Annotated in this window: 29 protein-coding genes and 1 pseudogene; 18 read left to right on the top strand and 12 right to left on the bottom strand. The window is 64.3% G+C overall.

Annotated features, from left to right (window positions below; translation table 11 throughout):
- Positions 1-1,078: pseudogene (locus V7E26_RS12225) on the top strand (hypothetical protein); the annotation flags it as partial.
- 98 nt (positions 1,079-1,176) lie between these two features.
- Here the strand turns inward: V7E26_RS12225 and V7E26_RS12220 are convergent.
- The gene (locus tag V7E26_RS12220) at positions 1,177-1,452 is read right to left on the bottom strand and encodes a hypothetical protein (RefSeq protein WP_324416141.1); all 276 of its coding nucleotides are present in this window, start codon (positions 1,450-1,452) and stop codon (positions 1,177-1,179) included.
- 592 nt (positions 1,453-2,044) lie between these two features.
- On the opposite strand from V7E26_RS12220, the gene V7E26_RS12215 reads away from it, so the two are divergent.
- The 5 genes from V7E26_RS12215 to V7E26_RS12195 all read left to right on the top strand — a co-directional run bounded on the left by V7E26_RS12215 (position 2,045) and on the right by V7E26_RS12195 (position 7,149).
- Positions 2,045-3,160, top strand: coding sequence for a DUF2336 domain-containing protein (locus tag V7E26_RS12215; protein WP_324416139.1), 1,116 nt, complete (start codon positions 2,045-2,047; stop codon positions 3,158-3,160).
- Between the two features lie 103 nt (positions 3,161-3,263).
- Positions 3,264-3,686 (top strand): DUF5413 family protein, encoded by a 423-nt coding sequence (locus tag V7E26_RS12210; protein WP_324416137.1) that lies wholly within the window; start codon positions 3,264-3,266, stop codon positions 3,684-3,686.
- A gap of 328 nt (positions 3,687-4,014) precedes the next feature.
- On the top strand, positions 4,015-5,961 hold the full coding sequence (locus V7E26_RS12205) for a sensor histidine kinase (protein ID WP_324416135.1): 1,947 nt from the start codon (positions 4,015-4,017) through the stop codon (positions 5,959-5,961).
- Positions 5,958-6,611: a response regulator transcription factor gene (locus tag V7E26_RS12200; RefSeq protein ID WP_324416133.1), complete on the top strand. Its 654-nt coding sequence runs from the start codon at positions 5,958-5,960 to the stop codon at positions 6,609-6,611. The genes V7E26_RS12205 and V7E26_RS12200 overlap by 4 nt, the downstream gene beginning before the upstream one ends.
- 148 nt (positions 6,612-6,759) lie before the next feature.
- Positions 6,760-7,149: a BA14K family protein gene (locus tag V7E26_RS12195; RefSeq protein ID WP_324416131.1), complete on the top strand. Its 390-nt coding sequence runs from the start codon at positions 6,760-6,762 to the stop codon at positions 7,147-7,149.
- Positions 7,150-7,191: 42 nt separating this feature from the next.
- On the opposite strand, the gene V7E26_RS12190 is transcribed toward V7E26_RS12195, so the two are convergent.
- From V7E26_RS12190 to V7E26_RS12180, 3 genes are all read right to left on the bottom strand, one after another.
- Complete coding sequence (locus tag V7E26_RS12190; protein WP_324416129.1) at positions 7,192-7,494, bottom strand: DUF6719 family protein; 303 nt, start codon at positions 7,492-7,494, stop codon at positions 7,192-7,194.
- Between the two features lies 1 nt (position 7,495).
- On the bottom strand, positions 7,496-7,867 hold the full coding sequence (locus V7E26_RS12185; RefSeq protein WP_324416127.1) for a hypothetical protein: 372 nt from the start codon (positions 7,865-7,867) through the stop codon (positions 7,496-7,498).
- A 101-nt stretch (positions 7,868-7,968) separates the two neighbouring features.
- The gene (locus tag V7E26_RS12180) at positions 7,969-8,238 is read right to left on the bottom strand and encodes a hypothetical protein (protein ID WP_324416125.1); all 270 of its coding nucleotides are present in this window, start codon (positions 8,236-8,238) and stop codon (positions 7,969-7,971) included.
- 24 nt (positions 8,239-8,262) lie between these two features.
- On the opposite strand from V7E26_RS12180, the gene V7E26_RS12175 reads away from it, so the two are divergent.
- Positions 8,263-8,448, top strand: coding sequence for a hypothetical protein (locus V7E26_RS12175; RefSeq protein ID WP_324416123.1), 186 nt, complete (start codon positions 8,263-8,265; stop codon positions 8,446-8,448).
- Positions 8,449-8,590: 142 nt separating this feature from the next.
- On the opposite strand, the gene V7E26_RS12170 is transcribed toward V7E26_RS12175, so the two are convergent.
- The 3 genes from V7E26_RS12170 to V7E26_RS12160 form a co-directional block, all read right to left on the bottom strand.
- A complete protein-coding gene (locus V7E26_RS12170; protein WP_324416121.1) occupies positions 8,591-8,785 on the bottom strand; it encodes a hypothetical protein in 195 nt (64 codons plus the stop codon).
- A 496-nt stretch (positions 8,786-9,281) separates the two neighbouring features.
- Entirely contained in the window at positions 9,282-9,530 is a 249-nt protein-coding gene (locus V7E26_RS12165; RefSeq protein ID WP_324416119.1) for a GCG_CRPN prefix-to-repeats domain-containing protein, read from the bottom strand.
- 18 nt (positions 9,531-9,548) lie between these two features.
- Positions 9,549-9,788: a hypothetical protein gene (locus tag V7E26_RS12160; RefSeq protein WP_324416117.1), complete on the bottom strand. Its 240-nt coding sequence runs from the start codon at positions 9,786-9,788 to the stop codon at positions 9,549-9,551.
- A 261-nt stretch (positions 9,789-10,049) separates the two neighbouring features.
- Between V7E26_RS12160 and V7E26_RS12155 the strand changes: the two genes are divergently transcribed.
- Both V7E26_RS12155 and V7E26_RS12150 read left to right on the top strand, forming a co-directional pair.
- Complete coding sequence (locus tag V7E26_RS12155; RefSeq protein ID WP_324416115.1) at positions 10,050-11,012, top strand: AraC family transcriptional regulator; 963 nt, start codon at positions 10,050-10,052, stop codon at positions 11,010-11,012.
- A gap of 88 nt (positions 11,013-11,100) precedes the next feature.
- On the top strand, positions 11,101-11,640 hold the full coding sequence (locus V7E26_RS12150; RefSeq protein WP_324416113.1) for a DUF4112 domain-containing protein: 540 nt from the start codon (positions 11,101-11,103) through the stop codon (positions 11,638-11,640).
- Between the two features lie 66 nt (positions 11,641-11,706).
- On the opposite strand, the gene V7E26_RS12145 is transcribed toward V7E26_RS12150, so the two are convergent.
- The 5 genes from V7E26_RS12145 to V7E26_RS12125 form a co-directional block, all read right to left on the bottom strand.
- Positions 11,707-11,991: a hypothetical protein gene (locus V7E26_RS12145; RefSeq protein ID WP_324416111.1), complete on the bottom strand. Its 285-nt coding sequence runs from the start codon at positions 11,989-11,991 to the stop codon at positions 11,707-11,709.
- Positions 11,992-12,209: 218 nt separating this feature from the next.
- Positions 12,210-12,374 carry a DUF3309 family protein gene (locus V7E26_RS12140; RefSeq protein WP_324416109.1) on the bottom strand — a complete coding sequence of 55 codons (165 nt, stop codon included), beginning with the start codon at positions 12,372-12,374 and terminating at the stop codon, positions 12,210-12,212.
- A gap of 189 nt (positions 12,375-12,563) precedes the next feature.
- The gene (msrB, locus tag V7E26_RS12135; protein ID WP_324416107.1) at positions 12,564-12,974 is read right to left on the bottom strand and encodes a peptide-methionine (R)-S-oxide reductase MsrB; all 411 of its coding nucleotides are present in this window, start codon (positions 12,972-12,974) and stop codon (positions 12,564-12,566) included.
- 9 nt (positions 12,975-12,983) lie between these two features.
- A complete protein-coding gene (gene msrA / locus V7E26_RS12130; protein ID WP_324416105.1) occupies positions 12,984-13,703 on the bottom strand; it encodes a peptide-methionine (S)-S-oxide reductase MsrA in 720 nt (239 codons plus the stop codon).
- Positions 13,704-13,960: 257 nt separating this feature from the next.
- Entirely contained in the window at positions 13,961-15,076 is a 1,116-nt protein-coding gene (locus V7E26_RS12125; RefSeq protein ID WP_324416103.1) for an ATP-dependent DNA helicase, read from the bottom strand.
- Between the two features lie 189 nt (positions 15,077-15,265).
- Here V7E26_RS12125 and V7E26_RS12120 point away from each other — a divergent pair, with 189 nt between their 5' ends.
- From V7E26_RS12120 to V7E26_RS12080, 9 genes are all read left to right on the top strand, one after another.
- The gene (locus tag V7E26_RS12120; protein WP_324416101.1) at positions 15,266-16,471 is read left to right on the top strand and encodes an LLM class flavin-dependent oxidoreductase; all 1,206 of its coding nucleotides are present in this window, start codon (positions 15,266-15,268) and stop codon (positions 16,469-16,471) included.
- A 62-nt stretch (positions 16,472-16,533) separates the two neighbouring features.
- On the top strand, positions 16,534-16,677 hold the full coding sequence (locus tag V7E26_RS12115) for a hypothetical protein (protein WP_324416099.1): 144 nt from the start codon (positions 16,534-16,536) through the stop codon (positions 16,675-16,677).
- A gap of 31 nt (positions 16,678-16,708) precedes the next feature.
- The gene (locus tag V7E26_RS12110) at positions 16,709-17,659 is read left to right on the top strand and encodes a sulfonate ABC transporter substrate-binding protein (protein WP_324416096.1); all 951 of its coding nucleotides are present in this window, start codon (positions 16,709-16,711) and stop codon (positions 17,657-17,659) included.
- Between the two features lie 40 nt (positions 17,660-17,699).
- Positions 17,700-18,650, top strand: a complete 951-nt coding sequence (locus V7E26_RS12105; protein WP_324416095.1) for a sulfonate ABC transporter substrate-binding protein — start codon at positions 17,700-17,702, stop codon at positions 18,648-18,650.
- The gene (ssuD, locus tag V7E26_RS12100; RefSeq protein ID WP_442893393.1) at positions 18,644-19,813 is read left to right on the top strand and encodes an FMNH2-dependent alkanesulfonate monooxygenase; all 1,170 of its coding nucleotides are present in this window, start codon (positions 18,644-18,646) and stop codon (positions 19,811-19,813) included. The genes V7E26_RS12105 and ssuD overlap by 7 nt, the downstream gene beginning before the upstream one ends.
- A complete protein-coding gene (locus tag V7E26_RS12095) occupies positions 19,810-20,616 on the top strand; it encodes an ABC transporter permease subunit (protein ID WP_324416091.1) in 807 nt (268 codons plus the stop codon). Before ssuD ends, V7E26_RS12095 begins: the two co-directional genes overlap by 4 nt.
- 9 nt (positions 20,617-20,625) lie before the next feature.
- On the top strand, positions 20,626-21,471 hold the full coding sequence (locus tag V7E26_RS12090; RefSeq protein ID WP_324416089.1) for an ATP-binding cassette domain-containing protein: 846 nt from the start codon (positions 20,626-20,628) through the stop codon (positions 21,469-21,471).
- Positions 21,472-21,478: 7 nt separating this feature from the next.
- Complete coding sequence (locus V7E26_RS12085) at positions 21,479-22,063, top strand: flavin reductase family protein (protein ID WP_324416087.1); 585 nt, start codon at positions 21,479-21,481, stop codon at positions 22,061-22,063.
- Positions 22,064-22,137: 74 nt separating this feature from the next.
- A complete protein-coding gene (locus V7E26_RS12080) occupies positions 22,138-22,317 on the top strand; it encodes a hypothetical protein (protein WP_324416085.1) in 180 nt (59 codons plus the stop codon).
- The last annotated feature ends 129 nt before the right edge of the window (positions 22,318-22,446 follow it).

The following is a 22,446-nucleotide window of genomic DNA, read 5'->3' as shown; positions in this document are numbered from 1 at the left end:
GGACAATGGCGGTCCGCCGCAGCCTCCGGGCATGCGCGGCTTCCGCGACATCGCCGCCGACGCCGACGATCTCGGCCGCGCCGCCGCGCAGGCCAACCGTGCCGCGCGAAAGACCTATGCCAACGTGCCGTCGCCCTCGCCGGAATTCGACCGGCTCGAGCCGAGCATGGAAAACCGCGGCGCCGATCCCGAGGTGCCGTATTCGTATGAGGAATCGCTGGCGGAGGCCGACCGCTACGCGCCGCCACCGCCGCTGCGCGACCGGCCGCGGCTGTCGCAGGATCGCGATCGCGAGCCGCCGAAGAAGCCCGCCCGCGCCGGCGCGGCGTTTCCGTTCAAGAGCGCGATCGCCATCGGCATCGTGCTGGTCCTGGTCGGCGCCGGCATTCTCTGGGGCAAGCAGGTGGCGACCGCCGTGAGCGGCCTGTTCAAATCCTCGCCCGTCGCGGAAGCGCCGAAGGATCCGGCCGCGCCGCAGTCGCGCCCGAAGATTCCGGATCGGGTCGGCCAGCCCTCGTCGAGCGAGAACGTGGCGCCGGTGGCGCAGCGCGTCGTGCTCTATGACGAGGACCCGTCCGATCCCAAGGGCAAGCAGTATGTCGGCTCGGTGATCTGGCGCACCGAACCGATCAAGGCGAGCGGCAACCAGAAGCCCGACATCGCCGTGCGCGCCGACATCGAGATTCCCGACCGCAAGTTCAAGATGACGATGTCGTTCCGCCGCAACACCGACTCCTCGCTGCCGGCGAGCCACACCGCGGAGTTGACCTTCATCCTGCCGCAGGATTTCTCCGGCGGCGGCGTCGGCAACGTGCCGGGCATCCTGATGAAGTCGAACGAGCAGGCGCGCGGCACGCCGCTGGCAGGCCTTGCGGTGAAGGTGACCGACGGCTTCTTCCTCGTCGGCCTCTCCAACGTCGATTCCGACCGCTCGCGCAACCTGCAGCTCCTCAAGGAGCGCTCCTGGTTCGACGTGCCGCTGGTCTATGTCAACCAGCGCCGCGCCATCATCGCGATCGAAAAGGGCTCGCCCGGCGAGCGCGCGTTCAACGACGCCTTTGCGGCGTGGGGCGAGTAGCGGTCCGCGGCGTCCTGCAGACAGCCTGACAAGAAACGGCCCCGGCAGCGCTCATCCCGCCGCCGGGGCCGTTCTGCGTTCGTGATCGTGTGACCCCGTCAATCCTCGGCGGCAGCGGCGGCGCGCCGGCGGGCGATGTGCTCGCGTTCCATCACGGCGCGGCAGCCCGGGCTCACATTGGCGCGGTTCCTGGCCATGCAGGCGGTGATTCGCTGGATGTTGGGGACCTCATGGCCGCACAGCCGCATCGCGTCGCCGGTGCACATCTGCTGCGCCTCAGATGAGAAGGCAAGGCTCGGGCTTGCATAAAGCGCCGTCGCCGCGACGGCGATAGCGAAGAAAGTTGCGATCTTGCTTGCAGGACAGGAAGTCATGGACCGTTTCCCCAAAAAGTTGCGCGCGGCGCCTGGGCCGCTGTTCATTAGGGGCGCTGCCGGCGACTTGCACCGCCGCGCGCGTCATCCTTCACGCGGAATGTCCTCCGCGTGTGGTTGCTCGATTTCCGCCGATGTCCGAATCAAAAAGTGCTGCGCCGCCCCGCGCGAATTATGCGCCAATGTTGCTAGGCTGCAATGCTCACGCCAACACTTCCCTGGACTGTTGCGAGCGCGCCACGAATGCGTGTGCAACCGCGAGTCGGCGCACGAGTCGCGAAGAGGGCCGCGGCGGAAGCCATGACCCCTCGGCCTCCGGATGGCAGCCACAGGCTCTCGCGAAAACTACGTATTAATGCGGAAAGTCCGGGGTCCGGGACAACCAGCTGTTAGGGAAGACGGGCTAGCATCGGCGGCTAACCCGCCTGTTGCTTTCGTCGAAGTGAAAGGCTGCCGAAACCGGCCTTCCGAATGGCACTCAAATGCGCGTTCACGCCGCCGCAGATGGATCGATGAGGAAGCCGGCCATCCCTGCGGTGGCGCGGGCGGCGCTGCGATGCGCCGGCACGGTCCGGTCGGAGGCGGCATAGCCATGACCGCCGCGACGCAAAGCCTGCGCCAGGAACTGAACGGCGCCGAGAGGGGCGGGCCCGAGCACGACGCCCAGGTGTTCGGCGAGGTGACGGACCTGTTCCTGTCCAGTTTCGACCGGCTCAGCGAATCCCAGATCGCGGCGGTCGACGGCGTCCTGGCGCAACTGATCGCGCGGGTGGCGGCGGCAAGCCTGGTCGAGCTCAGCGAGGAATTGTCGGCGATCGAGCAGGCGCCGCGCCAGACGGTGCGGAACCTGGCATTCCACGACGAAATCGCGGTCGCCGGACCGGTCCTCAGGCATTCCGTCTGCCTGTCGGACAACGACCTGGTCGAAATCGCCCGCAGCCGCAGCCAGCAGCATCTGCTCGCGATCTCCGACCGCAAGGTGCTCACCGAAGCGCTGACCGACGCCTTGATGCGATTTGGCGACGTCAACGTTTCCAACGCACTCGCTCATAACGCGGGCGCGCGCTTCTCCGAATGCGGATATGCCACGCTGGTCGGTCGTGCCGAGCGCGACGAAGCCCTCGCCGAAAAGCTCGGCGTTCGCCTCGATATTCCCGGCAACCTGCTGCGCGAGCTGATCGGCAAGGTCGCCGACGTGGTTCGCGCCCGCTTCCTGACGGCGTCGCGGCCCGTCGCGCGGAAGAAAATCCCGGGCGCCGCGGGGGCCGTGCCTGCAGTCGCGCCGCGCAAGACGATCGACTACACCAGGGCGAATAACGAGGTCGTCACGCTCAATCGCACCGGCAAGCTCAACGACTCCATCGTCAACCGGTTTGCGGTGCGCGGAGAATACGATCTCGTGGTCGCCGCCCTTGCCTTGAAGGCCGACGTCAAGGCCGAGGCGATCGAGCCTTTCCTCGAACCCGAGCGGGTGTACGGCCTGATCGTCGCCTGCAAGGCGGCGCGGCTGAGCTGGTCGACGACGACGATGATCGTCCGCAACCGGCCGAACTGTCCGCCGGCCACGGATCGCGAGCTCGAACAATGCGTGGCGATCTATGAATCGCTGCTGCTGTCGGTCGCGCAGTGGACCGTCCGCTTCGGCTCGGACCGGATGCTCGGAAAGAAGAGCGAGCCGGCCGCGGCCGCCATGGCGGGCAGGAAATAACGCCCCTCGCCATCGGCGATAAGTGCGCGACCGCGCACCCCGGGCAAATTTACTTGGCCTCTGCGCTGCTGTATTGGAATTGCAACCGCCAGGAGGCAGTTCCATGAAGCGCTATCTGATCTTCGGAGCGATCGGTCCGTTCGTCGGCGGCTTCCTGATGCTGCTGGCGACCACGCTGACCTCCGGCTACTGGATCGACACCAACTGGGGCGAGATCGGGAAATTCCTCCGCGCGTTCTTCATGACGCTGCAATACAGCTATCTGTTCGGCATCGTACCGATGTTGATGTTCGGCGCCATCGACGACATTCTCTGTCACGTCAAGCGCATATCGCCTGTCGTGCGGCTCCTGATCGTCGCCGCGATCGGCTTTGCCGCCACCGCGCTGCTCTACGGCTCGCGCGGACCGGATACCGGCGCCATGCAGTTCGTGCTCTACGGCCTCGTCGGCATGGTGCCTGCGGTGATCTCGTCGTGGCTGGCGCACAGATATGTCGACGAGCCGCAGGCGGTGCATTCGGCCTGAGCGTCCGTCGGGAAACGGCCCGGCGCTTGCGCGAGACCTGTTTGTGATTGGAACCGCAGGGCAACGTGAGCGTCAGGCATTTCCTGACCGCAGTGCTCCGATATGATGATTGGCAGAACAGGAGCGAACTGATCCCATCGGGGAATCGAGCTAAAGGGAGCACATTGCGTTGTCTGTCATTGCCGGCAAGAAAGAAGTGGGCACGGCCGTGACCGCGGAACCGGGGAACAGACTGTTCCCCGGGGCAAGCCGGCCAAAGGAGGGGTTCTGGCTTTTCACGGCCCTCGTTCTCACAGCCGCCATCCCTGTTCTGCTTCTCGGCGGGTGGATGGCCTATATCACCGCCGATCAGGAGCGCAGCTACGCGCGCGAGGCCGCTACGCAGGCGCTGACGCAGGTCGCGCACCGCATCGAGGCCGAGATCTCCCGTGAGATGCAGGTGGCCGAAACGCTTGCAAGTTCGGCGTCGCTCGACCGGGACAGCCTGCAGGATTTTTATCTCGAAGCCACGCGGATCGTGGCTGCCCGTCCGCTGTGGGAGACCGCCGCGCTGACCAAGCCGAACAAGGAGCAGGTCCTCAATGTGCTGCGGCCGCTTGGCGCGCCGCTCGGGCCGGTGACCGACACCGACAGTTTCAACGCCGTCGTTCGTACACGAAAGCCGGTTCTCGGCGGGCTCGGTCCCTACCAGGCGGCAATCGGCAAGCAACTCGTGTCGCTGCGCGTCCCGGTCCTCCGGGATGACGAACTCCGCTACGTCCTGACGATCGGCCTGTTGCCCGACCAGCTCGGCACCATTCTGGCGCAGGCAGGCTTGCCGGCCGGATGGGCCGGCACCGTCGTCGACGCCAGGGAAAAGATCGTTGCGCGTACGCCGGATACCAAGATGGCCAAGGCCGGCGCGCCGACACCCGCGGTCCAGGAGGCCATGGCACGCGGCGGCTCGAACTCGCCCCGGACGCAGACGCGCGAGGGCGTCGATGTCGAAACCGTTCACCGCATGCTTGCCGGAACCGAGGGATGGTCCGTCCATGTCGGCGTACCCGTATCGGAATTGAACGCGCCCGTATCGCGCTCGTTGCGGCTGCTGATCGGCGGTACCGCGGCGAGCGTCGGTCTTGCCATCGCGCTCGGCCTGGTGATCGCCCGGGAAATTGCCCAGCGGCGGCGCCTGGAGGCCTTGCAGTCGGCGGCGGCGCTGCTCGACAGCGAGAAGCGCGGCGCGCTCGCGATCGATGCGGCCGAACTCGGCACATGGCGCTGGGATCTGTCTGCAAACGAATTCAGCGGCTGCGGCCGGTTCTGTGCGCTACTCGGGCTGGCAGGCCCGCGATCGGGCGAAGCGCGATGGTCGGCAGACAGGATTTTCGCGCTGCTCGAACCGCCGCACCGTGCGGCGCTGGCGTCGTTCGCAACCGACTGCATCGAGAGCGGCCGATCGGGCAGCGTCGAGTTTCCGGTTCAGTCGGATGACCGCGGCGAACATTGGTTGCGCGCGGCGGGGCGGGCCGAAGGGCCGCCCAGCCGGCGGCATGTCATACACGGCGTACTCGCCGACATCGATATCCTCAAGCGCGCGGAGGCGGAGCGGCATCATTTGCTGCGACGCCTCGCGTCGGCCCAGGAGGAGGAGCAGCGCCGGATTTCGCGGGAGCTGCATGACCAGATCGGGCAGACGGTAACCGGGCTGTCGCTCGGCCTGAAAGCTCTGGAGCAGGGATTGGCCAAGGGCAGCCATGGCGAGGCGGCGACGGAGCAGGTGCGCTGGCTCGAACAACTCGCCGCGGAGATCGGCCGCGACATTCATCGCACCGCGTCGGACCTGCGTCCCACCGCCATCGACGATCTCGGTATCTTCAAGGCCATCGAAGCCTATGTCGCGGACTGGCAGGAGCGTTATGGCGTTCGCGTCGATATCCAGACCTTTGGTCGTGACGACAAGCTGCCTGCGGACGTGGCGGCCGTGCTGTACCGGCTGGTTCAGGAGGGATTGACCAACGTCCTGAAGCACGCGAGCGCCAGCAAGGTGAGCATCGTGCTCGAGAAGAAAACGGAAGGGCTCGCCCTGGTCATCGAGGACGATGGCGTCGGCTTCGATCCCGAGACCGTGGGCCGGCTCGCCGCAGGCAGCGGACGGACGCCGGGCCTGGGTCTCTCCGGCATGAGAGAGCGGGTCGCCCTTCTCGGCGGCACGATCGTCATCGAATCCTCGCAAGGAAAGGGAAGCACTATTTTTGTCCAGGTGCCGCTGGAAGCGTCGGAGGCGGTCGCATGAGTCCCGTTCGCATCGCGCTTGTCGACGACCATCCCGTCGTGCTCGCAGGGATCCGTGCGCTGCTGCAGGGCGTGCCGGAAGTCGAACTCGTGGGCGACGCCAATACCGGGGCCACGGGTTTGAAGGCCATTTGCGATTCCTCGCCCGATATCGCCGTCATCGATCTTTCGCTGCCCGACATCAGCGGGATGGAGCTGGCGCGCCAGGTCAGCCGGCAATGCCCCGATGTGAAGATCATCGTCCTCACCGTCCATGAGGATCGTGCCTATGTTCACCCGGTGCTTGAAGCCGGAGCCAGGGGATATCTGCTGAAGCGATCGGCCGCGGACGAACTGCTTCGCGCGATTCGCGCCGTCAATCGGGGCGATGTCTACCTCGATCCGGCGATCGCCGAGAAGGCTGCGGTGAATGCGCCGGCACAGCTTGCGTCCGACGAGAGCGAGGGCGGCGAACTCAGCCGGCGCGAGGAGGACGTGCTCCGGCTCGTGGCGCAGGGGTTCAGCAACAAGCAGATCGCAGGCCAGCTCGAAGTGAGCGTCAAGAGCGTGGAGACGTACAAGGCGCGCGCGGCCGAAAAGAAGGGGCTTCGCAGCCGTGCGGATATCGTCCGCTACGGCATCAGGCGGGGCTGGCTCGCCGCGCCGAACTGACACGCGCGAAGCGGAATCGCCGCGTCAGGATTAACCTGTCAGAACGATCCATCGAATCAGGCGTTGTCGGTCGAGTTCGCAGCGGCCGCATGGTGCGCCGTGTCGCGCCATGCCTTCCTGCGTGCGCGCGAGCAACAGGAGTATTTCGATGAAGCCACGGAAAATGATCGCAGCCGCCGTCGCGTTCGGGACGTTGTTTTCGATCTCTCTTCCGCCCGCCGTTGCCGCGCCGCTGATGCCGGCGGGCGCCTCGACGGGTATGGCGGCCTCAGCGCAGCCACTGACGAACGTGCAGTATCGCAGAGGTTATGGGCACCATGGATATCATGGGTATCATGGCTGGCGCCATCGTCACGGCGGTACGGGCGCGGCGGTGCTTGGTGGGCTGGCCGCAGGCGCCATCATCGGCGGGGCGATCGCCAATAGCCAGGCGCGCGCGAACGAGGCGGCCGCCTATTGTGCGCAACGCTTTCGCTCCTACGATCCCGCATCCGGCACCTATCTCGGAAATGACGGGTACCGGCATGCCTGCCCATAAATAGGCGCGCCGGTCCACCGATGGATGCATTACCGGGCGCCGCTATCTGGCGGCGCCCGGGCTCGGAACGCTCTTCAGGTCGCTCATCGGCACGCAGCTTTTCTTTCGTCGCTGATTCTTCGTCGCGCCTTGAACCCTCAGGACCTTGCCGGTGGAACACGAGCCGTCGTCGACATAGATGGTCGAGTACGGGTCCATCATCAAAGGCTCGTACGAATAGATCTTCTGGGCAAGCGACGGTTGCGACATGAACAAGACCGCCAGAACGGCGGTGAGGCCAGTCCCCAGAACGATCGCGGTGCCTGAGCGGCTGTCACGGTCAGGGCGGGATTTGATCGCAGCCATGTCAGCTATCCCTTCGAAGCCCGCGCGTTTCGGACGCCGGTTGGCCTAGCGATCTGCTGTGGATGACATCCGTCACCGCGATGAGGTGGCGGGCATACGCCTGCTTCAATCTTCCGATCATCTCGACGTTTTCTCCCGATGCGTTCAGGCCGAACGCCTCGTCCTTGCGGATCAGCAAGCCGTGGGCGCAAAGTCCCTCGAGCGCTTCGGCGGCTTCGGTCTGGCCGACATAGATGCGGGCAGCTACCTTCGACACGCCCCAGCGCTTCTCCGGGTTCGACCAGATCAGAAGCAGCGCTTCGATCTGGGCCACCGAAGCAATATGCTTCAATATGAAGTCCCTGATCTCGCCGGGGACGTCTTGCGTTGCCATGTCGTCGGCTGATGTTGTTGGTCCTGGCAATGCCGGATGCTCGAAATCGCGATTCTCCGGGTCTTGGAGCAGCCGCGGTGCGCTACGGTCGCTGCGAGCCTTCACCCTGTACGATGCTCCGGCGTGACGCGGCTGGCTGCGCCTTCTCGCGGCGTTGCGGGTTCCTCCAATTCGAGCATGGCTCGCGCCGCCTCGCCTTCATATTCGTCGACCAGTGGCTTGAGCTTTGCCGCGAAGTTCGGGTCGGCTGCGCCGATCGCCAGTCGCTTGAAGAAGAAGGCCCGTTCGTACAGTTGTTTGCTCCGCTGCTGCTTGAGCGAATTGTCGTTCGTTTGGCTCACCGCGCGCCCCCTGGAACCTGCTTCGTTCATTCGATCATCCTAGAGCCCAGCCGAATGGCGGCCCGTCAGGAAAAACCTGTCATTTGTCCCGCCGGCATGACGGGCCTGGGTGGCATCCACGCTGCCTACGAGGATGAGCCGGCGGCGTTTTTGTCCGTCGTGTTCCGGCGCGAGTCGTTGTTGCAGACCAGACAGATGGCTCTGGACGTAAGCCGGCCGTTGATCCCCAGCCTTTCGTAACGGTGCGGCGTCCGATCCGAACACGGCGCGCAATAGGCCACAGGTTGCTTGCTGACAGCCTTGCTGATGAGCATTTCGATCCCCAATGTTACCATTCGATCGTTGCTGACGGCATGCCTGGCTATTTCCTGCCGGCTCACCGTCACTCCTTGCTGACGAGAAATTCGATCGTGACGAGGCCGGAGATCAGGGCCGCGCTGATCAGCGCCTGTTCCCGAAGCGCAAAGGCGGGAACGCCGAGATCGTAATGGGCGATATGCGCCAGCACGTACGCCACGACAGCCGCACTTACCGTCGCGAAAAGGAACGTCACCGCGAGATGGGAGAGTCTTTTCACCTGTCGTCACCCCGTGCCAGGCCAGCACGCGCGATCATAGAATGACGCTCGATTCGGAAACGTCAGGAAATCCCCGTCAGGGGCGCGTTATCCAATCTACCGCCTGATGCAATTGCCCGACGGGCAAATCACTTCTGATTTTCGGAAGTTGAGTCTTCCCTGCGCCCTCAGATTGGGAGGGCGGGAGTTGTCGGACAAACCTCGGACAGAACATGTCGCGAGAATGCCGCTCCACATTCACCTGTCATCGTCCGGCTTGACCGGACGACTCAGTATTCCAGAGACGCTAATGATTGATTGATGGGCTGCGGCGTACTGGATCCTCCGCATGCGCGGAGGATGTGCATTCGCGCGTCCTGGTAGCGGAGGACGACAGTAGTGTTTGCGGCACGACGGTAGCTAACACCAGGAATTTGCAAATGACCAAAAGCATCAAGCAAGGCGGCGGACCTTTCGATCCGCCGCCTTTGATGCACGATTGTCAGGGAATGAAACTTCACCGCCCGTTGGCGCGGCAGCGGCCGTAGGGGCCGGGGTACCAGCCGCGCGGGCAGGCGTGCAGCCAGGGCCTCGCATAGTTGCGGCGGCAGCCGCCATAGGGGCCGCGGTGCCAGCCGGGGCCGCAGCCGCCGGCGACTTCGATCACGTCGCTGCCCGATGCCGGCGCCGGCGGCGCCATCGGCATCGCGTTAGAGCCGCCGATCATCATGCCGAAAACGAAAATTGTGGCGATCAGTCTGTTCATGAACCTCTCCCGATTCGCTCAGCCGCCGGCAAACGCGATGCCGGCGCGGACTTCGCCGATCGCCTGGTCGATCAGTTGCATGGCGCGCTCGCGGTGGCCGCCCTTGTTCGGCGTCGCCGCGTTGAGCTCGCCGCGGGCCGATCGCAACAGGTCGATGCTGGCGGTCATGTGCGGCTGGGCGCCGATGGCGTAGCCGATGCCCATGCTGGCGGCGATCGCAGCGCCGAGCAGCGCCTTGCGGGCGAAAGATGTCGTCATCTCCTGGTCTCCTCGTTGATTTCCATGCGCGGGCCATTCCTTCGGGGAATGGTGGCTGCCGGCCCCGGCGGCCGCTGCCGCCGCACGCATAAGCGCAACCAGTGGTTATGTCTTGGACTGGCAAGCGCCGGGGATTCCTCGATTTGGACTGGCCGGCGCTGTTTCCTTCACAAGGGCGTATTGCTAGGTTGCGGCGCCTTCAGCCGGCATTCATCCGGCCGTGGCCAGACTGTACCGCGCTGCCACGAGACCTTCCCGCCGATGCCCGTCCTCAAGAAGAGGCTGTCGACCGACATGCTGCCGCCGGGCCTGAGCGAGCGGCAGCGTTTCATGTTTTTCGCCGAGCTGTTCGAGCATTTTTCCAACACCGGCGAGCTCGACCCGGCCAAGGACGTGCCGTTTCGCGCCGCGATGAATTCGATCCATGTCGGCACCACCATGCTCGGCCGCTGCGACGGCACCTTCACCACGGTGCGGCGCGAAAAGCGCCAGGTGCTCGCCACCAATGACGACCGCTACTGCCTGGTGCGCAACACCGGCGCCAGCGAATCCCGCGTCACCCACCGTGGGCTGGAATTCGTGCTGCGCCCGGGATCGATGGCGCTGCTCAAGCTCGACGAGCCGTTCTTCGCCGCCGACGGCCTGAACCAGAAGCGCTTCACCAACGTGCATCTGCCGATGGCCACGCTGAAGGCCATGGTGGCCGACGTCGATGATCTCGTAGCCCGCGAGCTGGCGCCCGGCGGGGCGCTGTCGCTGGCGATGGATTACAGCGACCTGCTGCTGCGCCACGCCAGTGCCGTCGACGAGGCGGGCTTTGCCATCGCGAGCCATCTGATGGATCTGGCGGCGCTCGGGCTTGGCGCCCGCAGCGATGTAGCGGTGAACGCCCGGCGCGGCGGGGTGCGCGCGGTGCGGCTGAAGGCCGTGCTCACGATCCTGGAGCAACGCTTTGCGGAGCCGGACTTTTCCGCCCAGAAACTTGCCGCCGCCGGCGGCCTGTCGGAGCGCTATGTCAACGAACTGCTCTATGAAGCCGGCGCCAGCTTCACCATGCGCCTGCTGGAATTGCGGCTGCGCAAGGCGGCGGATTTGCTGGCGCGCGCCGGCGAGCGGCGGATCAGCGACATCGCCTTCGAGTGCGGCTTCAACGACCTGTCCTATTTCAACCGCTGCTTCCGCCGCCGCTACGGCCTGACGCCGACGGCGGCGCGGGGCAGATGAAGTGGTGCTTCATCAGCGATATCAATGGCTCGCCGCTGCCTCGTGATAATTTGACGCAACTTGCACCCTGCTTCCGCGTTACCATGTGATGGCCATGTCAAACGACGATATCTACACGCCGCCACGACCGCGTACCGAACAGCCCTTCCGGAAACGCTCGCCCGGACGCGGCCCGGTGATCGACCAGGAGGGGCGGGAGATTCCGGATCAGAACCCGCATGCCCGGTTCGAGGAGCTGCGGTTCGATTTCGGCCAGTCCGCCGCCGATCCGTTCGGCGAGTTGACCCGCGAGCAGCGGCTGGCGCGGCTCGACGCCATCGCAAGACTTCTGGACGTCGCCTTCATCGTGCCCGGCACCAAATTCCGCTACGGCATCGACGGGCTGATCGGCCTGATCCCCGTGGTCGGCGACATCATCACGACGGCGATCTCGTTGTGGATCGTGCGCGAGGCGCGTGCGCTCGGGGCGCCCTGGCACATCACGGCGCGGATGCTCGCCAATGTCGCGGTTGACGGCGCGGTCGGCCTGGTGCCGGTGGCGGGTGACGCCTTCGACGTCATGTTCCGCGCCAATGTGCGCAATGTGCGGATGCTCAGGCGCTGGCTCGACCGCCAGCCGCGCCTGTAGGAAGCCCAAAGAAAACGCCCCCGGAACACTTCCGGAGGCGTGCTGTTTGAAAAGGAGAGAAAGTCCTTAAGCCGCGTCGGCCTTGTCGTCGCTGCTGGCTTCCGGGCGCGGGCGGCGCGGCAGCGGGAAGGCTTCGCTCTCATAGAGCGAGCGGATGCCGCTCTGGTCGAAGCGGGCTTCCTCGACCTGGAGGTAGGCGCCGTTCAGCGAATCCGCCGGCAACTCCTCGATCGCGAAGCGAACCGCTTCCGCCGCGGTGCCGAAACGCCGATAGGCAAACCCGGCACGCTTCTTCTTGCGAATGGCGGCGGGAAACAGTTCGGCGGCGGTGTTGTAGCTGAATGGACGCATGGTCGGTGACCTCAATCTTTTTGGCTCTTGGAGGCGAGCAATGGGGATTGGATGACGGTGGGCCACATACGCGGCGCGCCGTACGTCATTTCGATCTCTAATATAGGCTTATCTGGCAGAAATGCGACCCCTGAAGGTGGACATCGGGGGGGATGATGAATCCGTGCATGGCTGCCCGGAACCAAGATTTAATCAATTTTTTTCAATGGCTTAATGGCTCAAATCTTGCCCAGCAGGAGCAGGATCAGGAGCACGATTAAAATCACGCCGAGCAGGCCCATGCCGGAATGGCCATAGCCGTAGCCATAGCCGCGGACGCGGCCGGAGAAGCCGCCCAGTAGGATTATAATCAGGATGATGACGAGTATCGTGCCAAGCGTCATGACGCGGTCCCCCGAGGGTTCGCGGGATGCGTGGCCCGGATCGCTCCCGCAACCCGGATCAAAGCACATTCCGCGCCGCGAGTCCTTGGCTGACCTGGCGGAAAAGGTGGAAATAGCCGTCATCGCGAGCGAAGCGACGCGACGCGACGCGACGCATAAGGTCGCGAACGCTGTCGCTGGCGATCAGAACTACTTCGGTTGCAGCTTCAGCGCCGCCGAATTGATGCAGTAGCGCAGCCCGGTCGGGCCGGGGCCGTCGTTGAAGACGTGGCCGAGATGCCCGTCGCATTTCGAGCACAGCACCTCGGTGCGGATCATGCCGTGGCTGACATCGCGCTCCTCGTCGATATGGCTCTCCACGGCGGGCGTGCTGAAGCTCGGCCAGCCGCAACCGGAGTCGAACTTGGCATCGGACTCGAACAGCGTCTGGCCGCAGCCGGCGCAGGTATAGGTGCCCTTGCGGTGGTCATGCTCATATTCGCCGGTGAAGGGCCGCTCGGTCGCCTTCTCGCGCAGCACGGCATACTGCATCGGCGTCAGCTCGCGGCGCCACTCCGCCTCGCTCTTGACGACCTTGCTGGATGTTTTGGTGTCGGACATTTAGCCTCCTTAATTCGTAGCCTTCGCGTTGCTCACCAGCGTCGGTTTCTCGATGTAATTATCCGCGAAGATCTTTTTCAGATTCTCGATCTTCGGAATGTCGTTGAAGGCAATATAGGGCTGGTTCGGGTGCAGCGTCAGGTAGTCCTGGTGATAGTCTTCCGCCGGAAAGAACGCCTGCAGCGGGCCGACCTTGGTGACGATCGGCTTCCTGTAGACCTTGGCGGCGTTGAGCTGGGCGATGTAGGCCTCCGCGACCTTCTTCTGCTCGTCATTGGTCGTGAAGATCGCCGAGCGATATTGAGTGCCGGTGTCGGGGCCCTGGCGGTTCAATTGCGTCGGATCATGTACGACGGAGAAAAAGATCTGCAGGATCTTGCCATAGCTGATCTTCTTCGGGTCGTACTTGATCTCGACCGACTCGGCGTGGCCGGTCGAGCCGGTGCCGATCATGGTGTAGTTGGCGGTCATCTTGCTGCCGCCGGAATAGCCTGAGACCGCGTTGAGCACGCCGGCGGTGTGCTGATAGACGCCCTGCACGCCCCAGAAGCAGCCGCCGGCGATCACCGCGGTCTGGACGCCGTCGGCGGCCTGGACGTCGACGGCCGGCGGCGGAATGATCACCGCTTCCTCGGAAGCGCGCGACGGGCTGATGGCGACGGCGGCAAGGGCCAGCGCGCCGAGGGCGGCGGCGCCGAACGACAGACGGCTGAGGTGGCGAGGGGACATGGTTTCCTCTTTCGGCGTTGGTTGGGGGCAGTCTAGAGCGGGAGCGGCGTTTCGCAATCGGTGCAAATACTCTCCGATGCCCAAGATACGGCGGTACTTGCGAATTGTTACGGACCGCGCCACACGAATTCGTGAATAAAGTGGTGCCTGCACAAGGCCTTAAGGGGAGGACGACCGGCGAGGATTTTTATTCCGTGGCGGAGAGGAAATAGATCTCACGTCATTACGGGTTCGCTTCGCGCCCGGAACGACCCGGATCACACCACCACGCTCAGCCGCTTCGCCGCACGGGTGATGCCGGTGTAGAGCCACCGTGCCCGGCTGTCCTGAAACGCAAAGCTCTCGTCGAACAGCACGACGTCGTCCCATTGCGAGCCCTGCGACTTGTGCACGGTGAGCACGTAGCCATAGTCGAACTCGTCATAGGGCTTGCGCTGCTCCCACGGGATCGCCTCGATGCCGCCTTCGAAGCAGTCCTGGCGCACCGAGACCTTGGTGACCTTGTGGCCGAATTCCTCGTCGGGCGACAGCCGCATGCTCAGGATCTGCGACTTCGATCGCGGCTGGGTGCGCGACTTCACCCGCCACAGCCCGCCATTGAACAGGCCCTTCTTGCGGTTGTTGCGGAGGCAGACCAGCTTGTCGCCGGCGACCGGCAGCAGGTCCTCGATGTGCTGCTTCTGGCGAATGCGCATGTTGTAGGCGCGGCGGGTGTTGTTGCGGCCGACCAGCACCTGGTCAGCGCTCATCACGCGATCCGGATCGAGTTCGCCGCGCGGCACCACCTCGCTCTCGCCATGGCGGCCGATTTCGAGCTCGCGGCCCTCGCGGATGTCCATCGACATCCGCACGATCGGATCGTCCTGGGCCTGGCGATGCACTTCCGTCAGCATCGCGTCGGGCTCGCAATTGGTGAAGTAGCCGCCGCCCTGGATCGGCGGCAATTGCGCGGGATCGCCGAGCACGAGCAGCGGGCAGTCGAACGACATCAGGTCGCGGCCGAGCTCGGCGTCGACCATCGAGCATTCGTCGATCACGATCAGTTTGGCCTTCGAGGCCGGCGCATCGTCCCACAGCTCGAAGCTCGGCTGCTCGACGCCGGATTCCTTGGCGCGGTAGATCATCGAGTGGATGGTGGAGGCGTTGTCGCATCCCTTGTTGCGCATGACCAGCGCCGCCTTGCCGGTGAAGGCCGCATACTTCACCTCGCCGTCGACGCCCTCGGCGATGTGCCGCGCCAGCGTGGTCTTGCCGGTGCCGGCATAACCGAACAGGCGGAAGACCGGCGGCGTGCCGTTCCGGCCGGGCCTGGCCTTGAGCCAGTCGGCAACGGCCTTCAGCGCGGAATCCTGGTGCGGCGTAAATGTAGTCATGAGATCCGGATTGGGAGAGGAGCGGGCGAGGCGCCGCGACTCAACTGAAGCGTAAAGCTAACCATTCGCGCGCTCCATGCAAGGCTGCTTCCGCGTCACGGAATTGCTCTCGCGCGAACGACGCTGGACTTGGCGCGCACCCGGAATACACTGGACAAAAATAACAAGCGATCCTTGGGAGTAGTCGCCATGAAGTTCGGTATCTTCTACGAGCTGCAACTGCCGCGCCCGTGGCAGGAGGGCGACGAACTCCGGCTCTACCAGAACGCGCTGACGCAGCTCGAGACGGCCGACCGGCTCGGCTACGACTACGCCTGGGTTGTAGAGCACCATTTCCTCGAGGAATACTCGCACTCGCCCTCGCCGGAATCCTTCCTCGCCGCCGCCAGCCAGCGGACCAAGCAGATCCGGCTCGGCCACGGCATTTTCCAGCTCACCACCAACCATCCGTCGCGCGTCGCCGAGCGCGTCGCGGTGCTCGATCTCCTCTCCAACGGTCGCTGCGAATTCGGCATGGGCGAGAGCGCATCCATCACCGAACTGACCCCGTTTGGCCGCGACATGGAAACCAAGCGCGAGGTGTTCGAGGAAGCGGTGCAGGCGATCTTCCCGATGTTCACCAAGGTCGGCACCGAACATCACGGCAAGTATTTCGACATTCCCTTGCGCAACATGGTGCCGAAGCCGGTGCAGAAGCCGCACCCGCCGCTGTGGATGGCGTGCTCGCAACTGCAGACCATCGCGCGCGCCGGCGAGAACGGCTTTGGCGCGCTGGGCTTCCAGTTCGTCAGCGCGGACGCCGCGCATGCCTGGGTGCACGCCTATTACAACGCGATCACCAAGCGGCTGAAGAAGCTCGCCGACTACCAGATCAATCCGAACATGGCGCTGGTGTCGTTCTTCATGTGCGCCGAGACCGACGAGGAGGCGCGCCGCCGCGCCGACGGCGCCACCTTCTTCCAGTTCGCGCTGCGTTTTTACGGGCAGTCGCAGAACCGCCAGCGTCCCGATCCCGGCACCGTCAACATGTGGGATGAGTACAACAAGTGGAAGCGCGAGAACCCGGAGGCGCAGGAGGCGGCGCTGCGCGGCGGCCTGATCGGCTCGCCGGAAACCATTCGCAAGAAACTGCGGCGCTTCCGCACCTCGCATATCGACCAGGTGATCCTGCTCAACCAGGCCGGCAAGAACACCCACGAACATATCTGCGAGTCGCTCGAACTGTTCTCCAGGGAAGTGATGCCGGAATTCAGGCACGATCCCGAGCACGAGGCCTGGAAGAAGGGCGTGCTCGACGGCTCGATCAAGCTGGAAGAAATCGACACCGAGGCCTTCAAGGATCGCTACGGCAAGCTGGCGGTCAGTGTCGCGCCGGCGAAAGTGGCGGCGGGCTAGGTAGCCGACGGAGTGACCGGCGCCAGGCTGATTTTCTCGGCGATGCGGAACCTCACGGCCGCGTGCTGGAAAGAAAATCGCTGCATGCGCGCTGCTCGTTGAAACAAACGCTGCGCTTCGCGTTGCCACGGCAGGGCGCGCATCGTTATTTTTCGCAGCCGCTCGACAGCCTCATCGCATCGCACCATCATCCTGACATCGCTTGATCGCGCATGCCGCGATCGTCAGGAGAAAACAATGAAGCGTCGGGACTTTCTCAAGCTGTCTGTGAGCGCCGCGGCCGCGGGTGCTCTTGTGCCACAGGTGCGCGCAAGCACACCGCTGAAGGAAATTCGTATCGGCTATCAGAAGACGGGCGTGCTGGTCATCGCGCGCCAGCAGGCGGTTCTGGAAAAAACGTTTGCCGCCAGGCAGATCGGAATCAAATGGATCGAGTTCACGTCAGGGCCGCCGTTGCTGGAGGCCATGAGTGCCGGCAGCGTGGACCTTGGTTCGGTCGGCGACACGCCGCCGATCTTCGCGCAGGCTGCAAACGCCAATGTTGTCTATGTTGCGGGATCGTCGATTACCAACGGGCAGGGCATTCTGGTTCCCGCCAATTCCACCATTCAGACGATTGCCGATTTGAAGGGCAAGCGCGTCGGCTTCACCAAGGGCAGTAGCGCGCACAATGTGGTGATTGCGACGCTGGAAAAGGCCGGGCTGACCTGGAGCGACATCACTCCCGTCTATCTGACTCCGCCCGACGCGGTGCCTGCCTTCGCCAACGGCAGCATCGAGGCATGGGCGGTTTGGGATCCCTATTTTGCGATCGGGGAAAAGCGCCAGAATGGCCGCATCCTCGTCAATGCGCACGAGGTGGCCAAGACCAATTCGTTCTATCTCGCGAACAGGGATTTTGCGAACAGCCATGGACGCGAAACGCGCGACGTGATCGACGGCCTTGCGGAAGCGGCGCGCTGGGCCGAGGCCAACCGGGTTGAAGTCGCTGCCGCGCTCGCCGCCGTCACCGGCGTACCGCTTGAAGTCCAGACGGTCGCAGCCAATCGTGCGTCCTTTCTGATCGGACCGGTCACCGACGAGATCATAACGACGCAGCAGGCCGTTGCGGACCGGTTTCACAAGCTTGGTCTGATCCCCAAAACTGTCGTGGTGCGGGATGCGGTCTGGAGGCCGGTACAAACCTGACCTGACCGCCGTCACTTCATATTATTTTCAGGAGAACTGCATGCGTTGGTTTCGACGAATGATGGCGGCTGCCATCCTGTCTGCGGTCGCGGTCGCCTCGACTGTCGGCACCTCCTACGGCCAGGACAAGGTTGTCCGCATCGGCTTCCAGAAGTACGGCAAGCTGGTGCTGCTCAAGAGCAAGGGGACGCTCGAGGAGAAGCTGAAGACTGCCGGTTACAAGGTGATATGGACGGAGTTTCCGTCCGGCCCGCCGCTGCTCGAGGCCCTCAATGTCGGCGCGATCGATTTCGGCAATACCGGCGAGGCGCCGCCGATCTTCGCACAGGCCGCCGGCGCGCCGATTCAATACGTCGCCTATGAGCCGCCGGCGCCGCAAGGCGAGGCGATCCTGGTGCCGAAGGGCAGCAAGTTGAACGCGGTCGCTGACCTCAGGGGCAAGAAGGTCGCGCTGAACAAGGGCTCCAACGTTCATTATCTCCTGGTGAAGGCGCTGGAGAAGGCCGGCGTGAAATATTCGGAGATCGAGCCGGTGTTTCTTGCACCGGCCGATGCCCGCGCGGCCTTCGAGCGCGGCGCGGTCGACGCCTGGGTGATCTGGGATCCGTTCCAGGCGGCGGCGGAGGCCGCGACGGGCGCACGCACGCTCGCTGACGGCACCGGCATCGTTTCGAACTACCAGTTCTATTTCTCGTCGAAGAAATTCCTGGAGAGCGATCCCGGGATCGTCGACCTCGTGCTGGCGCAACTGAGCGAAGTCGACGACTGGGCCAGGGGCGATATCCATGCCGTCGCCGAGCAACTCGCGCCGGCGACCGGGCTTTCCGTTCCGGTCGTCGAAGTTGCGCTGAGGCGGCAGTCCTACGGCATCAAGCCGATCACCGAGGCCGTGATTGCTGACCAGCAGCAGGTTGCCGACACGTTCTTCGGCCTCGGTCTCATCCCCAAGCAAATCAGGATTTCTGACGTAGCCCGGAGGTCCGGATCGTGAATACGCAACCCAACGCCAATATCCTCTGGTTCCTGCCGACGCATGGCGACGGCCGCTATCTCGGCACCACCACCGGCGGACGCGAGGTGAACTTCAACTATCTGCGCCAGATCGCGCAGGCTGCCGATCAGCTCGGCTATTTCGGTGTGTTGCTACCGACGGGGCGAAGCTGCGAAGATTCCTGGGTGGTCGCCTCCGCGGCGGCGCCATGGACCGAACGGCTGCGCTATCTCGTGGCGGTCCGGCCCGGCCTGCAAACCCCGAGCGTTGCCGCGCGCATGACCGCGACGCTTGACCGGTTTTCCAACGGGCGGTTGCTGGTCAATGTCGTGACGGGCGGCGACCCCACGGAGAACAAGGGCGACGGCATCTTCCTGCCGCATGACGAGCGTTACGCGGTGACGCGCGAGTTCCTCAACGTCTATGGCGACCTGCTCGCCGGCAAGACCGTCAATGTCGAGGGCAAGCATATTCGCATCGAGGATGGACGATTGCTGTTCCGGCCCGTGCAGTCGCCGCGTCCGCCGCTCTATTTCGGTGGATCGTCCGATGCCGGCATCGATGTCGCCGTCGATACCGTGGACAAATATCTGACCTGGGGCGAGCCGCCGGCGCAAGTCGCCGAAAAGGTCAACCGCGTGAGAGCGGTTGCGGCCGCGCGCGGCAAAAAGCTGTCGTTCGGCATACGCCTGCACGTGATCGTGCGCGAGACCAATGCGGAAGCCTGGAAGGCTGCCGATGAATTGATCCAGCACGTCACCGATGAGACGATCGCCTCGGCGCAGAAGATATTCTCGCGGATGGATTCGGTCGGTCAGCAGCGCATGGCGCAACTCCATGGTGGCCGCCGCGACAAACTTGAGATCAGCCCGAACCTCTGGGCCGGCGTCGGCCTGGTGCGTGGCGGAGCAGGCACCGCTCTGGTCGGCGATCCCCAGACGGTGGCGGCGCGCATCCGTGAATATCAGGACATCGGCATCGATACCTTCATCATGTCGGGCTACCCGCATCTGGAGGAAGCCTATCGCTTTGCCGAACTGGTGTTCCCGCTGCTGTCGCTGGCTCGGCACAACAATGTCACGCCGATCCGCGTCAACACCGGCCCGTTCGGCGAAACCATCGGCAATGAGTACCGGCCAGACAAGCAGGCATCGCAATCATGAGCTTGATCGACAGTCTTCCGCGCACAGCCGCACCGAAATTGCCCGGGATCGACGGCCTGGTCCCGTGGATCGTGCCGCTGGCCATCATCCTGATCTGGCAGGTCGCGTGCGTCACGGGCTTCGTCTCGGCGCGGGTTCTGCCGGCGCCGAGCGACGTGGCGCTGGCGGGATGGAAACTCCTGCAGTCAGGCGAGCTCGTTCGCAACATCTGGGTCAGCTTCTGGCGCGCCAGCGTCGGCTTCCTGATCGGTGGCGGCATCGGCTTCGCTTTCGGCCTCGCCAATGGCCTCTCGCAGCTCTCCAGCAAGCTGACGGATACGACACTGCAGATGGTGCGTAACATTCCGCATCTGGCGCTGATCCCGCTGGTCATCCTGTGGTTCGGCATCGATGAATCCGCAAAGCTGTTTCTGGTCGCGCTCGGCGTGTTCTTCCCGATCTATCTCAACACGCTGCACGGTATCCGCACCGTCGATCCGCAATTGATCGAGATGGGACGCATCTATGGCATGACCGACGGCGAACTGTTCCGCCGTGTGATCTTCCCGGGCGCGTTGCCGTCGATCTTCGTCGGCCTGCGCTTCGCACTCGGCATCATGTGGCTGACCCTGATCGTGGCTGAAACCATCGCTGCGTCGTCCGGCCTCGGCTACATGGCGATGCAGGCGCGTGAGTTCATGCTGATCGATGTCGTGGTGCTCTCGATCCTGATCTACGCGCTGCTCGGCAAGCTGGCCGACAGCGCTTCGCGTGCGCTGGAGCGGCTGACGCTGACCTGGCATCCAGCGTTCCAGAAACACTAAGGACAAGAAATGCAGGAAGCTCTTCGTTTTCGTTCCCTCGACGCCGAACCGGTCAAGCGCGCCGACTATACCGAACAGGTGCGTCAGCTCCGGCCCGTTACGGATGCGCCGCGGCGCGGCCTGTCGCTGACCATTCGCGGCTTGCGCAAATCCTTCGGTGACAACGAAGTGCTGCGCGGCATTGATCTGCACATTCCCGCCGGCCAGTCGGTCGCGATCGTCGGCCGCAGCGGCTGCGGCAAGAGCACGCTGCTGCGGCTGATCGCGGGGCTGGAGACCGCGACGGCCGGCACCATCAGCCTTGGCGAAGATGCGCGCCCGGAAGACGTGCGGGTGATGTTCCAGGAGCCGCGGCTGCTGCCATGGGCGCGGGTGCTGTCGAATGTCGAGGTCGGCCTCGGACGCGAGCGGCATTCGCCGGACGCGCAGGCTCGCGCCGAACGTGCGCTCGGCGAGGTTGGTCTTGCCGACAAGCGGACGCAATGGCCGGCCGTGCTGTCAGGCGGACAGAAGCAGCGCGTGGCGCTGGCCCGCGCGCTGGTCAGCCAGCCGCGCGTGCTCGCCTTCGACGAGCCGCTCGGCGCGCTCGACGCATTGACACGGATTTCGATGCAGCGCCTGCTCGAGCGGGTCTGGCATGACCAGGGCTTTACCGCGATCCTGGTGACGCACGATGTCGCTGAAGCGGTGGCGTTGGCCGACCGCGTGTTGGTGATCGAGGATGGCCGCATCGCGCAGGACTACAATGTCGATGTTCCGCGCCCGCGGCAGCGCGGCTCGGCCGAGCTGGCGGCGCTGGAAGGCGCGATCCTGAAGAACCTGCTGGAAGGCACGGAAGATACTTCCGATCTGTGAGGCGCCCATGAACTCCATTTTCCGTTCCGTGTCGATCGAGACCGTCGTCGCATCGGATGACTTTCGAAACGCGATGCGTCAGTTGACGGGCGGCGTCAGCATCATCACGGCGGGGCGGGGCAGGGAGCTCTCGGGCATGACCGTGACCTCGGTCTCTTCGCTGTCGGTCGATCCGCCTGCGCTGATCGTCAGCATCAACCGCGAAGCCTCGTCATGGCCGCTGGTGAAGCGTTACGGCTTCTTCGGCGTCAACATCCTGACGGCGGACCAGGTCGATATCGCCGAGCGATTTACCGGTAAGGGCGGATTGAAGGGCGCCGATCGCTTCATCGGCGGCCAATGGACAACCGGGCCGTCCGGCGTGCCCTTGCTGGCAAACGCGCTCGCGGCGATCGATTGCGAGGTCGAGGAAACCGTCGAGCGGCATTCCCATGCGATCGTCGTCGGCCGCGTGCTCGACGTGACGGTGTCGCCGCGCACGGCGGCGTTGGCCTATTGGCAGGGGCAGTATGTCGCCATCGACCGCGACGAGGATGCGCTCAGGCTCGCGGAGGTCAGCGTGCCCAGGCCGCGGGCCAGGCGAAAGACCTGACGATCCCGGCTGAAGTCCCGGTTTCACCGGGGGCGGGCTGGCCATTTGCCATCAGGCATTCTAGATATCCGCCAATGAAACGGATGGCAGTTTGGGCATTCTATGGCGTGGGCGCGATCGCGATCGCCTATCTCGCGCTGTACGCCTACGCCCTCTTTACCCAGCCCGATCTCAAGCCGGGCGATCCGATCCGCATTTTCCGCAAGCCGGATGCGCCGAGTTATTCCGCTCTCTCGACGTCATTGCGAGCGTAGCGAAGCAATCCATAGCGCCGCAGGTGGAGACGTGGATTGCTTCGCTTCGCTCGCAATGACGGCGGAGGACTGCGCTAACCCGTCTTCGCGGATTGGCGGGTTTTGAAGACACCCGGTCGTTATAAATCA

Origin of the sequence: Bradyrhizobium sp. (genome assembly GCF_036735945.1) — a bacterium.
Classification (GTDB): Bacteria; Pseudomonadota; Alphaproteobacteria; order Rhizobiales; family Xanthobacteraceae; genus Bradyrhizobium.
This window is presented reverse-complemented; position numbering and strand designations above follow the sequence as displayed.